Here is a 13,331-nt window from a genome sequence, read left to right as displayed (position 1 = left end):
TTGGGGCTGGCTAGAATTGCACGCCAGAGCGCACGAGCACCCAGCCTTCGCCTGCCCATCAGCTTTCCAGCGTGAAGCTGATCTCGGCGTGTTCCTGAAGCCGGTCGACCAGTGCCTCGCCCAGGAACGCGCCCGGTGTCCCGACGCCGCCTTCGACATCGGCAGACAGCAGCGCGATGCCGGTTTCGGCGAGCATCCGGCTGGTCGAGCCGTAGCCCGGATCGTACTTGCCCTTCACACCGAAGTTGAGCGTTTCATCGTTCGGACCCTCGGCGACGAAGACGACATCATAGAAGCCGTTCTCACGCTCTTCTGCGGTCGGACCTTCGCCGGGCTTGGGCGGCTTTGCCCCGAACGGGTTCTTCATCATCTGCACCGCGGCTTCGGCCATCTGCTTGCCTGCATCGCCGGGGCTGGTGAGCATCATCTCGTCATACCTGAAGTCCTCGCCATAGGGGTGGCCGAGGAGGTAGTTGGTGCGGTGCACGTTTTTGGTGTTGATCGGCGCCATCACGAACGGCGCGGCCCATTTGCCAAGCCCGCTCTCATAGGTCGGCACCATGCCCGAAGGCTGACTTGGCCCTTCAAAGTCGCCGGTAAGCGCAAACGGGTTGGCGAGCGTCTTGAAGATCGAGGGGTTTTTCGCCGCCGCCTTCATCGTCGCGGTCAGGCTCGCTGCCGTGCCGCCCGAAAAGGTCCCGGCCATCGCGCGAACGCGGCCCTTGATGCGGCTTGAAGGCACGCCCCAGCGATCGTGCGCGGCCTTTTGCGTCATCATCACGCCAAGGTCGAACGGGATCGAATCGAACCCGCTGGAGAAGGTGATGCGCGCGCCGCTTTCCTTTGCGACGTCGTGCAGTTCCTCGATCTTGTCGGCCATCCAGGCAGGTTCTCCGCACAGATCGGCATAGTCGGTTCCGACGCGCGCGCAGGCGGCGACGAGTTCATCGCCATAGAGTTGGTACGGGCCAACGGTGGTGAGCACGACCTTCGTGCGCTTCGCCATGGCTTCCATCGCCTCGCGGCTGTCAGCGTCGGCCACCACCAGCGGTGTATCGTCCGGTGCGCCGATAAGCGTGCGCACGTCTTCAAGCTTCGCCTGATTGCGGCCCGCCATCGCCCATTTGGGCGCGTTGTCAGAGTTGCCGTAATGCGAGTTGAGGTACTCCGCGACGAGGCGGCCGGTATAACCGGTTGCGCCATAGACGATGATGTCGAATTCGCGCCCCTCCTTGTTAGTCTCTTTGCTGTCAGCCATGTTCACTCTCCTTTGGCCCCCATGTGGAGGTGCAAGGGGGCTGAGTCAAAGGGCCATTTCAGGCGGCTGTAGGGCGCCTTCGGGGCGAGAAGTGGACCGCATGTTACACGGTCCAGGGGCAAAACCCGCCGTTGTGTCACCGTGCGTGCAAAAAGTGTCACTTTAGGCCCCGAAGTGTCACCCTGCGCCAGCAAAGCGTCACTGTAGGGTGGGGCAAAGTGTGACCTTTCGGGAGGGCGAGAGTTCATTGCCGACACTAGTGATGCAGCGCCAACGGGGATGCGGCGGGAAGGGGTTTTGTGGGTGAGCGCGGGTGTTTGCATCTCCCAGCTTGAAGCAGATTTGGCGTAAGTAGGAAAATGGAAGGCCCATGCGCTCACCCACCCCTTTTTGGAACGCCGAAGCCGCGGGCCTGTTCGAAAGGATGAAACCAGCCGCGCCGAGCGGCGTTGAACTCACGCAAGCCTTCCCCCCCCCTCAAGGAGCCCTCTCGCCATGCCCCACAACCTCACCCTGCAGGCGATCCGCCCGATCACGCACAATGTTCACGAGCTCACCTTCGAGCGGCCCGAAGGCTATGAGTTCACGCCGGGACAGGCGACCGACTTCGCTCTCGACCGCGATGGCTGGCGCGAGGAAAAACGCCCCTTCACCTTCACCTCGCTTCCCGATGCAGACCAACTGCAATTCACCATCAAGTCCTACCCCAGCCATGACGGCGTGACCGAGCAGATCGGGATGATGCAGGCAGGCGACGGCGTCATCATTGAAGACCCTTGGGGTGCGATTGAAGACAAGGGACCGGGCACGATCATTGTGGGCGGAGCGGGGCTGACCCCGATGCTCTCGATCCTGCGCGCGCGTCAGGCGAGCCAAGGCGATCTCGATGGCTATCGCCTGATCTTCTCCAACTCACGCGAGAAGGACATCATCCTTCGCGAAGAACTGGAGCGCATGCCCGGCCTCGCGCTCGACCTGCTGCTTAGCGATGAGGACATGCAAGGCACGCATCACGGGAAGGTCGATGCAGACTACCTCGACGGTGCAGGGCTCGATTTCAGCGAAACCTTCTACCTGTGCGGCCCGCCAGCGATGGAGGAAGACGTGTCGACCTTGCTCACCGCACGAGGTGTGAGCGAAGATCGGCTGGTGCGCGAGCACTAGGGATGTCTGGAATTGGGTGGTTTTGCGACAGTCCGCTTCCAGTATTTTGTGCAGCCAAAGCAAACGTAAATCGCTCGATCCAGCGATGACCGCTTACGACCCAATTCCAGTCATTCAAATTCACATCGCTGGCTTCCAATAGCCGCCACAAAGCTTGAGATTATCTGGCGTCGAACCGCAAGATCGGTCGAGCGGCAAATACCGACGCGCGCATAATTGGTATCGCCACGATGGAGCGGACAGTGACGACAGCCATTCAAAACTACCAAGACCGGATGAAACGGGCGCTCGATCATATCGATCAGCATCCAAATGATCAGCTGGACTTGGAAGCGGTAAGTGCTGTCGCGGCATTCTCGAAGTTCCACTTTCACCGGCAGTTCACTGCGACCTTCGGCTTGTCCGTGCATCGCTACGTCCAGCTGTCCAGGATGAAGCGCGCTTCGTTTCGATTGGCCTTCCGTGGAGATCAGAGCATCACGCAGATTGCGATGGATGCCGGTTACGACGCGCCCGATGCGTTCGCTCGCGCTTTCAAGCAAAGGTTTGGTGAGTCGCCGTCGTCGTTTCGGAAAGCTCCAGATTGGGAGCCGTGGCTAGCGGCCTTCAGGCCTCTCACAAACGCGAGGAGCAAACTCATGCAACAAAGCTTTACGACAAACGATGTGATGATCCGGGAAGTTGATCCAGTTCAGGTAGCGATCATGGAGCATCGCGGGCCGCCAGCCACGATTGGATCGACCATCCAGCGGTTCATCGCGTGGCGCAAGGCTAACGGACTTTCGCCGAAGATCAGTGAAACGTTCAACGTCTTTCATTCAGATCCGCGAACGACCGAGCCTAGCGATTATCGAATGGACTTGTGCGCTGGAACTGAACGAATCTTCAGTACAGAAGATCAGAGCGTTGTGTCAGGAACCATCCCAGGTGGCCGCTGTGCAGTCCTAAGGATCGTGGGGAATACCGACGATCTGGAACCCGCTGTACTGTACCTTTATCGGGATTGGCTTCCAGAAAGCGGTGAGGAAGCGCGAGACTTCCCAATCTACTGCCAACGCATCGCCTTTTTCCCAGAGGTGCCCGAGAATGAAGCTGTGGCGGACCTATTTCTGCCCATCAAATAGTCTCTCGTGATGGCCGCTTGCCCGCTAATCCATCCGGAAAGCGGACAGGCGGCTAACCACCCAAAACAGGACATTACGAGCCAGCCCAAACCGCGCCCGCTTTTGGTAAGCAAGGCACTTCGCTTTTGTGACTGGAATTGGGTCGTAAGCAGTCATTAAGGCTGCTTCTACAACCGTGGCAGCGTCACGCCCTTCTGGCCCATATATTTGCCCGCCCGGTCAGCATAGGTCACCTCGGGGCGTTCATTGCCCTTGAGGAACAGGAACTGGCACGCGCCTTCATTGGCGTAGATCTTGGCCGGTAGCGGCGTGGTGTTCGAAAATTCTAGCGTCACGTGACCCTCCCAGCCCGGCTCCAGCGGGGTGACGTTCACGATGATCCCGCAGCGCGCATAGGTGCTCTTGCCAAGACAGATCACGAGCACGTCTTCGGGGATGCGGAAATATTCGACCGTGCGGGCGAGCGCGAAGGAGTTGGGCGGGATGACGCACACGTCCTGATTGCGGTCGACGAAGGAGTTGGAGGCGAAGTCCTTGGGGTCCACCACTGCGCTGTCGACATTGGTGAAGATCTTAAACTCGGGCGCGACGCGCGCGTCGTAGCCGAAGCTCGACAGCCCGTAGGAAATGCACCCTTCGCGCCGCTGCGCCTCGACGAACGGCTCAATCATGCCGTGCTGCTGCGCCTGCTCGCGAATCCACTTGTCGGAAAGAATTGCCATGGCCCAAGTGATTCCCGATTGCTCGGCGTGCGGCAAGCGGCGAGGCGGTTTTATCCGGGGGAGTCTTCGCCGGCGAACAGTTCGAGGAACTTGGCGGCAAGCGGCGAATTCTCGATCTCGGCGACCTGCAGGCGATTTGGCCAATGCAATCCGTCCGTGTTGCCGAGCGCAATCAGCGTCAGCCCTTCGTCCGGCAGCTTGAGCAGCATGCCCGCATAGGCATCGGGCCACCAGCCACCGTGCCACACCAGCCGCTTGCCGTTCCAGCCTTGCGTCCACCAGCCATAGGCATAGCTCGCAGGCGTCCCGTCGGCCTCGGTCGGCGGGGTCCACATCGTCTCGCGCAGCGCAGGCGACAGGATGCGGCCTTCATCGAGCGCGATCGAATATTCGGCAAGCGCGCGCACGCTGGCGATGATGCCGGAGGAAGCGTTCATCTCCGGATTGGGAAGCGGCGAGGGCGCAAGATTGTCGCCTTCCTCGGGCGCATGGCGAAATGGCGGGGCAAGCAGCCGCAGCGCATCGCCGCCATGTGGATCGCGCCAACCCGCCGCGATGTTTGCAAGACCCGCCTTGTCGATCACGTAGCGCCGGACCCAGACATCGAAGGGCTCGCCGGTCTGTTCCTCGACCCAGTTGGCGAGGCGTCCGAAGACGATCGGGTTGTAGAGAAAGTTACTCCCCGGCTCGCCCAGCACGCGCATCTGCAGCACGTTGCGAAGGCTGAGCGTCGCATCGCAGTTGATCGGTGGCGGCGTATAGCCATCGTCGAGCGTGACGCCGCCGCTCATCGGCAGGCCAGCGCCCGAGAGCCATTCGCACCGCCCGTCCCAGTCGCTCAGGTCGGTGAAGGGCGCGTCGAGGTCGATGATCCCGTCCGCGTCCATCCCGATCAGCGTCGCGCCTGTGAAAGTCTTGGTGATCGAGGCGACGAGGTAGCTGGTGTCGGCGGTCGTGCGTTCTTCGGCGTCGTGGTCCTGCCAGCCGATCCCGTGCGCTGCGACGATCTCGCCATCGACCACGACGGCGTACGACATGGAAAGCACTGTGTTCTCATTCCGGTACTCGCGCACGAAGGCGTCGAACTCGGCAAGTTTCGCCTCCAGCGCCGGGTCGCCCGCAGGCTGCGCGAAGAGCGGCGCCTGGAAAGGCAATGCGGCGGTGATGAGTGCGGTGAAGGCGGCGAGAAGGCGCATAAGAAAGTGGCTCCCGAGTGATCCCATGCGGATCAGCTACAGAAGCCACTAAACGATTACAAGTGTAGTCCCTAAAGCGCCGTCACGTTTTTCAATCGCTTAGCTTGCGAAACGAGCGTTCCCGGGTGCGGCTATCAGGGCCCCGGAGCCGTGCCCTGCGTCACGGTGGCGAGGTTGCCAGTGCCGACTTGGTCAACGCTGGAGAAGCTGCCGAGCGGGTCGAACTGGCCGACATCGGCCGTGTTCAAGGTGCCGCCCTGGAAGATCTCGCTGATATTGCCGTTGCCGATCTGCGTCAGCAGCGCTTCGTTATCCGAGCCGCCGCCATTGGTGCTGTTCTGGTCGATCAGGCTTTCGTTCGTCATGCCGTCTTGGACGACGGTCGCCTCGTTGAGGTCCTCCTCCTGAACGATGACGCTGCGGTTGCTTGTCCCGGTCTGCATCACGTCGGCGAAGTTGTCTTCGGCGACCGACACGCGGTTCTGGTCGATGTCGCTGAAGTTGGTCGTGCCGATCTGGACCACCGTTGCTTCATTGAGATCCTCGTCCTGCAGCACGAAGCTCATGTTGCCGGTGCCGTCCTGCGTAACGTCAGCGATCTGGAAGTCTCCGCTGCCGAGGATATTCTGCTGGATGGTGCTTTCATTGCCAGTGCCATCCTGATCGACGAGCGCCTGGTTGTCGTCGCTGGTGCCAGAGTTGCCCTGAACGATGGTGCTGACATTCGACGTACCGAACTGGTCGACGTCGACAACGTTGCGAACGCCGAAAGAACTGCCGTTCTCGGCCTGTGACACGGTGCTGCGGTTGGTGGTGCCCTCCTGCACAACGTCGATGTCATTGGGCCCGTCTCCGCCTTGTCCGACATCGGAATCGTTCCCCGTGCCGATCTGGTCGACGAAGATGTCTGCGCGTCCGGACACAAAGCTCTTGTCGCCGTTCTGGTCGACATTCGAGATGTTGCCGCTGCCGTCCTGATTGACCTCGGTGTCGTTCTGCGTCGAGCCCGCAGCTTGCGTGACCGTGGACTCGTTTCCGTCGCTGCCGAGCTGGTTGACGAGAACCGTGCTGTCGGAACCGTTCTGCGTCACCGTGCTGGTGTCGCCGGTCACCTGCGCATGAGCGGGCGCCGCTGCAGCCAATGCGATAATGGCCGCACCAGTGGTGAAAGTTGTCTTGGTCATTGTAAGCCCCCCCCAGGCTTTGATCGACGCGCTAGAAACGCGCCGCGTGCACCGATCGGGGAACGCGACTCCCCAATCTCATGCGCCGGAAGGTACCTGTTCAGCAGCTAAGTGACAACACTTAGTAGGTTGTTGTTAAGCATGTCGCGGATCACGGCGCGTTGCGGGCCCTATCCCACGCGGCTGATCAGATCGGCTCTGCACCCAATTGCGGATTGAGCGCGGTGATGTGGTTCAGCCACCTCTTCGGACGGCGCAGCATGTTTTCCGGGTATTCGACCCTCAGGCCCAGCACCCGCGCCATCTCTCCGACGAAGTGAATGCAGTTGCGTTCGCTCAAACTGTAGCGCTTGCCCGGCTCCATCGACCAGCGGCGCACTTCGCGGATCACGTTGTAGTATTGCTCATCCGTCAGGGTGATCGAGAAGTGGCGGTTCGTGCTCCTGATATACTTGTCCGGCTCCGCCTCGACCAGATGCTCTACCCAGTCGCGCGTCGCCGCTGCCGTGACCGAGCGCGCGGTGAAGCCGTAGTTTTCGTTCACGGCCTCTCCGGTCGCATCCACCGTTCCTTCGAGCACGATGAAAGTGTGCGGATAGCGTCCGAACAGAACCGATCCGTTGAACGAATGGAAGTGGATCTGCACCTCGGCCCATGCCGCGCCGCTCCACGCAAAAGCGACGAGCGCGAACAAATGGGTAAAGGCGCGGGCAAAGCGTCTGGTCATGGGCGCCGAGACTATGCAGTCCAGGCGCCCAATCACAAGTCCAAATTAGATGCTTGCGAGCAGGCTCGCATTTCCGCCCGCGGCGGTGGTGTCGATGCAGGTCACGCGCTCGGTCGCGAAACGTGCGAGATAGTGCGGCCCGCCCGCCTTGGGTCCGGTGCCAGACAGCCCCTCGCCGCCGAATGGCTGGCTTTCGACGATCGCACCGATCTGGTTGCGGTTGATGTACATGTTGCCCACGCGCGCCCGCTGCTGAACGAAGCGGTGCGTTGCCGCGATGCGCGAGTGCAGGCCGAGGGTGAGGCCATAACCGGTGGCGTTGATATCCTCGATCACCTGCGCAAGGTCCTCCGCCTTGAAGCGCGCAATGTGAAGGACCGGCCCGAAATTCTCGCGCCTGAGGTCGAGGATCGAATCGAGCTCGATGATGGTAGGCGCAACGAAACACCCCTTTGCCGTGCTCGGGTCGAGATCGAGCCTCCACACGGTGCGGTCGTTCTGCTGACGGCGCGCGACGTGGCGTTCGAGGGCTGCCTGCGCATCGGGGTCGATCACGGGGCCGACATCGGTTGCGAGCAGCGCCGGGTCGCCGACATGCAGCGCTTCAAACCCGCCGCGGATCATCGCTATCATTTCATCGGCGACGTCCTCCTGAACGTAGAGCATGCGCAATGCCGAGCAGCGCTGGCCTGCGCTCTGGAAGGCGCTGGCAAGCACATCGCGCACCACCTGTTCGGGGAGCGCGCTGGAATCGACGATCATCGCGTTCTGGCCACCGGTCTCGGCGATCAGCGTGGCGATTGGCCCGTCACGCCCGGCGAGCGTGCGGTTGATCGTCTGCGCGGTCTCGGTCGAGCCGGTGAAAGCAACCCCTGCAACGCGCGGATCGCTGGTGATCATCTGGCCGACATCGCCTGCTCCCGGAAGCATTTGCAGCGCCTCAGGCGGAATGCCCGCCTCATGGCACAGCCTGACCGCGAGCGCGGCGATCAGCGGAGTCTGTTCAGCAGGCTTGGTGACGACCGCATTGCCTGCCGCGAGCGCCGCCGAAGCCATGCCGGTGAAGATCGCGAGCGGGAAGTTCCACGGGGAAATCGTCACGAACACACCGCGCCCATGCATGCGCAGCGTGTTGTCCTCGCCCGTTGGTCCGGGCAGCTGGATCGGTTCGCCAAACTGGCGGCGCGCTTCGCTGGCATAGTAGCGCAGGAAGTCGACCGCCTCGCGCACTTCGGCGATCCCGTCGAGCAGGGTCTTGCCCGCCTCGCGCTGGCACAGTGACAGGAACTCGTCGGTGTGCGCTTCGAACAGATCGGCGGCTTCTTCGAGCAGAAGCGCGCGTTTGTGTCCTCCAAGCGCGTCCCAGCCCGGCTGGATCGCAGCGGCCCTGGTGAAGGCGGCGTCGACCTCCTCCTGCGTCGCATCGCGGCGTGTGCCGACTTCGGCTTCGAGGTCGTGCGGCATTGTGATCGGCGCGATTTCGCCCAATTCCTGCGCCGGGAAAGTCGGCTCTGCATGCCACTGAAGCTCGGCAAGCTTGGCAAGCCGCTCCTGCAACGGCCCCAACACCAGCGGATCGCTGAGATCGAGCCCTGCGCTGTTCACGCGCTTGCCTAGAATGTCCTTGGGCAGCGGGATCGCCGGGTTGCGACGCGGGTCCATCGCGGCAAGCTCCGCCACCGGATCGCCGACGAGGTCCTCGGCAGCGAACTCGGCATCGCCCATGCGGTTGACGAAGCTGGTATTCGCCCCGTTTTCGAGCAGGCGGCGAACGAGATAGGCGAGCAATTCCTTGTGCCCTCCGACCGGCGCGTAAATGCGCACCGGGGTCGGGTCGTTGCCCTCAAGTTTGCGAAGCGTGTCGTAGACTTCCTCGCCCATGCCGTGGAGGCGCTGAAACTCAAATGGTTTGTATTTTGGTTGGCCTACCGCTTCGCTACTTGAGGCCGGGATCCGCGCCAACTCCTTCACGACCGCCACCGAATAGGCGTTGTGAGTCGCGAAAGCCGGGTAGATCACGTCGTCATGCTCGAACAGGCGCGCGGCGCAGGCGAGGTAGGAGACGTCGGTTGCGATCTTGCGGGTGAAGACGGGATAATCGTCGAACCCGCCAACCTGGCTGAGCTTCACTTCGGTGTCCCAATACGCGCCCTTCACCAGTCGCACGAACAGGCGGCGGCGATGGCGGCGGGCGAGCTTTGCAACCCAGTCGCACAGCGGCAGTCCGCGCTTCTGATAGGCCTGGATCGCGAGGCCAAAGCCTTCCCAGCGTGAGCCGTCCTCGCGGGTGAAAATCTCGTCATCGGCCATCAGCTCTTCGATGATGTCGAGGCTGACTTCGAGCCGCTCGGCTTCCTCGGCATCGATGGTGAAGTGCATGTTCGCATCGCGCGCCTTGAGCGCGAGCGCTTTCACCACCGGCACGATATCGGCGCGCGCCTCGTCGGCGTGGAGGTAGGTGTATTTGGGGTGTAGCGCTGAAAGCTTGACCGAGATGCCTGGCGAGGTGCCGACACTGCCCGACATTTCGCCCGACAGCCGCTCGATCGCGCTTTCGTAAGCCACGCGGTAGCGCTCTGCATCGGCAAAGGTCATAGCCGCTTCGCCAAGCATGTCGAAGCTGTGCGTCAGCCCCTTGGCGCGTTCGGGCTTGGCGCGCTTCAGCGCTTCGTCGATCGTGCGGCCATAAACGAACTGCCCGCCAAGGATGCGCATCGCTTGAAGCGTCGCCTTGCGGATCACCGGCTCGCCAAGGCGGTTCATGGTGCGCTTCAATGTGCGGCCCATGCCCTTCTGGTGCGCCTCGGGCTGTTCGAGCACTTCGCCCGTCAGCATCAGCGAGAAAGTCGCCGCGTTGACGAATGTCGAGGAGCTTTCGCCCAGATGCTCGCCCCAGTCGATCTCGCCGATCTTGTCCTTGATCAGCGCATCAGCGGTCTCATCGTCCGGCACGCGCAGCAATGCCTCGGCAAGGCACATCAGCGCGATGCCTTCCTCGGTGTCGAGGCCGTATTGGTGCAGGAACGCATCGATCCCGCTCGCCTTGTGCGAACGCGCGCCTTCAATGAGGTCGATCGCGAGTTCCGCTGCAGTGTCGCTCACTTTCCTGGCGGGCGCTGCCTGCTCGAGCCGCTCGGCAATGCATTTCTCTTCTTCCGCGCGATAGGCGCGTCGCAGCTCGCTGCGGTCGAGGAAATGGGCGGCGGACTTCGGCAGGTCGGGTGAGGTCACGTTCAGTGTGCGTCCTTTCTTGAGCAGATTCGCTTTGGTTTCGCGTCGTGAGGCGTAATTGGACCCGCGCTCGCTCGCGATCAAGCGAAGTGAGCCATACGTACGATGAATTGCCTTGTGTGTTCCACGCTTCGAGGGGTGCTTGATCGCGTGCGGCGCTGTGTTATCGCATGGTCTGTCCGCAGCTTATGTGAGGTTTTCGCGATGGCGCTGTACTGCTTTTACTGCCGCGACGGCGAGGACAGCGAAAAGCTGCGCGCGATGCACAAGGCCGCCCAGCGCGAGTGGATGGCCGAGCACGACAAGAACTACCTGACCGCCGGCCCCTTGCTGAACGCAAACGGCGATTTCGTCGGCTCGCTGCTGATCATCGAGGCCGAGAACGAGGCAGAAGCACGCGCAACGATCAACGACGACCCTTACGTGACCGGAGGCGTATGGCAGTCGATCCGCGTGGACCGGTTCGAGCCTGTTAAGGGGCGTTGGAAGAAGGGGTGAGGGGAAGACGAGGAGCAATGGCCAGAAACGTGGTTGATCGCGTCCTCCGCGCGTTTGCTATCCCGGCGGTCTTTTTTGCTATCCTTCTGCTAGTCGCTGCCTGCAAAAAAGATGACCAACCCGGCGATTTCAATTTCGGTATTCAGATTTTGCGCAAAGTCGGCAATCCTGATTGGGCGGTAGTCTATGACGAAGATCATTTCTTGGTGCTCGAAATAGGAAGCGAGGTTCCATCAGATATCTGGGATCCGCGGTACGCTAGGATATGGAACGCCAATCCGGATTGCATCTTGTTTGACGATATCGGCTGGCTATCGACCTTGTCGGACGAGAATATCTGTGGCTACTTCACCCTCGAGTTGGTCGAAGCCCAAGACAATCACAACTACACCGCGCATATCTATTGGACTAACGACGCTACCACTCAGGAATGCGCCGATGGTCCATGGGCCACCATCGAAGTGAGAAAAGGACTTCTTACCGCTTTGCAGCGTTATTACTGCGACGGTCAAGTCATGGATCGTTTTGAACGGGCGAAATCCTAACCCAACACCCGCCCTGCAACCGCATCGAGCTTGGCCACAATCGCCGGATCTATCAAACGGCGGCCACAAGGCAATTGCGAGCCGAGCCGGCTGAGAAGTAGACCGCGTTAGTTAGTGTCTCCTTGGCGCCAACCAGCGAACTCTCCTTCGGCCTTCACGGTCATGCGGTCGATCGCACCCTCCATAAATGGCCTCATATCGCTTTCGAGGAAACTGGATACGAATGGGCGTTTTATGAAACTGTTTGGGCGCAAACTGTATGTCCAGGTGAATTCAGATTTATCGTTTTCAACCTCGCGCCAATCCCATTGTCCCTTTGCGTAGGTAATGTGATCGCTGGCACTGCTGGTGAGGCCCCAAATCTGATAGCTAAAATGCTCGGGCAAGCGATTCTCGAGAACGCGCTCATAGGTGTAGTGACCATCGCTTAGTTTAACCCAGCGCACAGATCCCTTCTCCGGCCAATTGCCGGAGACGACCCTTACTTCGACGGGCTTCTTGATTTGCTCGGTTTCCTCCATCGCGAGAACCAATTCGTTGCTTGCAACAATCCATTGTTGCAACGGGATCAGAGGTGCATCGATTACTTTGGTCGTCTGGAACGTGGCATGCCATCCGTCGGATAAAGCCGGTGGCGAGGTCAGTTCTGGTGGAGCGGCTGGGGGAGTAGGGTTGCTAGCGCAAGAGATAAGCGACAGACTTCCTGCCAATGCAAGTAAGGGACGGAAAGCGAATGGCATCTGCGACCTCCAACACGGTTTGTACGAATCTCGTAAATATATATATACGAAATTCGTAAATGACAAGTTCTAAATCGGTTCCGCCTTCCGAAGACCATGCCGAACGTTTGCTGAAAGTCGTGGGCACGATGCTCGACCAAATGCTTTTGCAGGAGCCTAGCGAGAACGGTCGCCCAATTCCGTACAATCCAAAGGACTATTCAATTCTGAAGGCTCTCGAGGCCTCGGACGGTTTGAGCGGATCTGAAATTGCGCGCCGCTTTGGCTTGCCGCGAACTTCGATCCAATCAGCGCTCGATAGGCTTGAGAAATCGGATCTGATCGAGAAGCGGCCCGATCCTGCTGGTGGCAGAATAAAGACACTGCACCTGACCACGGCAGGGCAGGCTATTAGGGCAAAAATGAATGCGCACGATCTACAAAACATGCGCACAATGCTCGCACCTCTATCGGAGGATGAGCGAACACTGGTGTTGCCATTGCTCGAACGAGTGGCAGACGCGATCGAGAACGCGGCGAAGCCAGCAAACATATAGCTTCTAATTCGAGCTAGGGGTATTTAGGCCATCGACCGATTGTGAATGTAGGTGCTCTGCGTTCATGACATTCGGGTCAAAGCCGGGTTTTGCCTGCGCCTGAGAAAGGCGTAGCACCACCTTAACACCGACAGTCAGGGTCGAAACCGGACCGACTGTATTGGCCCGGATGTGAGCTGCTGCTGGCCAAGCAGGCCTACTTCAACACCCGCCCCGCAACCGCATCGAGTTTTGCGACGAGTGCCGGGTCGTGCTCTTCCGGGGCCGTAATCACCGCATCATCGAGCGCGGTATCAAATGGCAGTCGATCCACGTTGACCGCGTCGAGCCTGTGAAGGGGCGCTGGAAGAAGGGGTGAGCAATGCTGACGTCACCTGAGTGTAAAGCTGTCAAAACCGGGCAACAA

12 protein-coding genes and 1 pseudogene are annotated in these 13,331 nt (G+C 60.5%); 5 read left to right on the top strand and 8 right to left on the bottom strand.

The annotated features are described in order from the left end of the window. Positions 1-58: 58 nt before the first annotated feature. The gene (locus AC0V6T_RS12855) at positions 59-1,258 is read right to left on the bottom strand and encodes a saccharopine dehydrogenase family protein (protein ID WP_486127461.1); all 1,200 of its coding nucleotides are present in this window, start codon (positions 1,256-1,258) and stop codon (positions 59-61) included. 495 nt (positions 1,259-1,753) lie between these two features. On the opposite strand from AC0V6T_RS12855, the gene AC0V6T_RS12850 reads away from it, so the two are divergent. After that, positions 1,754-2,422: a flavodoxin reductase gene (locus AC0V6T_RS12850; protein WP_486127459.1), complete on the top strand. Its 669-nt coding sequence runs from the start codon at positions 1,754-1,756 to the stop codon at positions 2,420-2,422. A gap of 242 nt (positions 2,423-2,664) precedes the next feature. Further along, positions 2,665-3,546 (top strand): AraC family transcriptional regulator, encoded by an 882-nt coding sequence (locus tag AC0V6T_RS12845; protein ID WP_486127457.1) that lies wholly within the window; start codon positions 2,665-2,667, stop codon positions 3,544-3,546. A gap of 167 nt (positions 3,547-3,713) precedes the next feature. On the opposite strand, the gene dcd is transcribed toward AC0V6T_RS12845, so the two are convergent. The 5 genes from dcd to putA form a co-directional block, all read right to left on the bottom strand. Then, positions 3,714-4,268 (bottom strand): dCTP deaminase, encoded by a 555-nt coding sequence (dcd, locus tag AC0V6T_RS12840; protein ID WP_111991359.1) that lies wholly within the window; start codon positions 4,266-4,268, stop codon positions 3,714-3,716. Between the two features lie 50 nt (positions 4,269-4,318). Next, entirely contained in the window at positions 4,319-5,464 is a 1,146-nt protein-coding gene (locus AC0V6T_RS12835; protein ID WP_486127455.1) for a serine hydrolase domain-containing protein, read from the bottom strand. Between the two features lie 134 nt (positions 5,465-5,598). Then, on the bottom strand, positions 5,599-6,648 hold the full coding sequence (locus AC0V6T_RS12830; RefSeq protein WP_486127453.1) for a hypothetical protein: 1,050 nt from the start codon (positions 6,646-6,648) through the stop codon (positions 5,599-5,601). Between the two features lie 187 nt (positions 6,649-6,835). After that, positions 6,836-7,375, bottom strand: a complete 540-nt coding sequence (locus AC0V6T_RS12825; protein ID WP_486127451.1) for a hypothetical protein — start codon at positions 7,373-7,375, stop codon at positions 6,836-6,838. A 45-nt stretch (positions 7,376-7,420) separates the two neighbouring features. After that, entirely contained in the window at positions 7,421-10,606 is a 3,186-nt protein-coding gene (putA, locus tag AC0V6T_RS12820) for a bifunctional proline dehydrogenase/L-glutamate gamma-semialdehyde dehydrogenase PutA (RefSeq protein WP_486127450.1), read from the bottom strand. 204 nt (positions 10,607-10,810) lie between these two features. On the opposite strand from putA, the gene AC0V6T_RS12815 reads away from it, so the two are divergent. Next, the gene (locus AC0V6T_RS12815) at positions 10,811-11,104 is read left to right on the top strand and encodes a YciI family protein (RefSeq protein WP_486127448.1); all 294 of its coding nucleotides are present in this window, start codon (positions 10,811-10,813) and stop codon (positions 11,102-11,104) included. Positions 11,105-11,121: 17 nt separating this feature from the next. Further along, positions 11,122-11,649, top strand: coding sequence for a hypothetical protein (locus AC0V6T_RS12810; RefSeq protein ID WP_486127446.1), 528 nt, complete (start codon positions 11,122-11,124; stop codon positions 11,647-11,649). A gap of 107 nt (positions 11,650-11,756) precedes the next feature. On the opposite strand, the gene AC0V6T_RS12805 is transcribed toward AC0V6T_RS12810, so the two are convergent. Beyond that, positions 11,757-12,389 (bottom strand): SRPBCC family protein, encoded by a 633-nt coding sequence (locus AC0V6T_RS12805; protein ID WP_486127444.1) that lies wholly within the window; start codon positions 12,387-12,389, stop codon positions 11,757-11,759. Positions 12,390-12,448: 59 nt separating this feature from the next. Between AC0V6T_RS12805 and AC0V6T_RS12800 the strand changes: the two genes are divergently transcribed. Further along, positions 12,449-12,925: a MarR family winged helix-turn-helix transcriptional regulator gene (locus AC0V6T_RS12800; protein WP_486127442.1), complete on the top strand. Its 477-nt coding sequence runs from the start codon at positions 12,449-12,451 to the stop codon at positions 12,923-12,925. 196 nt (positions 12,926-13,121) lie between these two features. Here the strand turns inward: AC0V6T_RS12800 and AC0V6T_RS12795 are convergent. After that, a pseudogene (locus AC0V6T_RS12795) lies at positions 13,122-13,226 on the bottom strand (S-methyl-5'-thioadenosine phosphorylase); the annotation flags it as partial. Between the last annotated feature and the right edge of the window lie 105 nt (positions 13,227-13,331).

This window comes from Erythrobacter sp. S158 (assembly GCF_057364915.1).
Note: the sequence above shows the minus strand (reverse complement) of the source record. Positions and strands in the feature narration are given on the sequence as shown.

What these genes read in the sequence shown, in the direction of transcription:
- AC0V6T_RS12855 (WP_486127461.1), bottom strand. Translation starts at nt 1,258, where the DNA reads ATGGCTGACAGCAAAGAGACTAACAAGGAGGGGCGCGAATTCGACATC.
- AC0V6T_RS12850 (WP_486127459.1), top strand. Translation starts at nt 1,754, where the DNA reads ATGCCCCACAACCTCACCCTGCAGGCGATCCGCCCGATCACGCACAAT.
- dcd (WP_111991359.1), bottom strand. Translation starts at nt 4,268, where the DNA reads ATGGCAATTCTTTCCGACAAGTGGATTCGCGAGCAGGCGCAGCAGCAC.
- AC0V6T_RS12835 (WP_486127455.1), bottom strand. Translation starts at nt 5,464, where the DNA reads ATGCGCCTTCTCGCCGCCTTCACCGCACTCATCACCGCCGCATTGCCT.
- AC0V6T_RS12830 (WP_486127453.1), bottom strand. Translation starts at nt 6,648, where the DNA reads ATGACCAAGACAACTTTCACCACTGGTGCGGCCATTATCGCATTGGCT.
- AC0V6T_RS12825 (WP_486127451.1), bottom strand. Translation starts at nt 7,375, where the DNA reads ATGACCAGACGCTTTGCCCGCGCCTTTACCCATTTGTTCGCGCTCGTC.
- AC0V6T_RS12815 (WP_486127448.1), top strand. Translation starts at nt 10,811, where the DNA reads ATGGCGCTGTACTGCTTTTACTGCCGCGACGGCGAGGACAGCGAAAAG.
- AC0V6T_RS12810 (WP_486127446.1), top strand. Translation starts at nt 11,122, where the DNA reads ATGGCCAGAAACGTGGTTGATCGCGTCCTCCGCGCGTTTGCTATCCCG.
- AC0V6T_RS12805 (WP_486127444.1), bottom strand. Translation starts at nt 12,389, where the DNA reads ATGCCATTCGCTTTCCGTCCCTTACTTGCATTGGCAGGAAGTCTGTCG.
- AC0V6T_RS12800 (WP_486127442.1), top strand. Translation starts at nt 12,449, where the DNA reads ATGACAAGTTCTAAATCGGTTCCGCCTTCCGAAGACCATGCCGAACGT.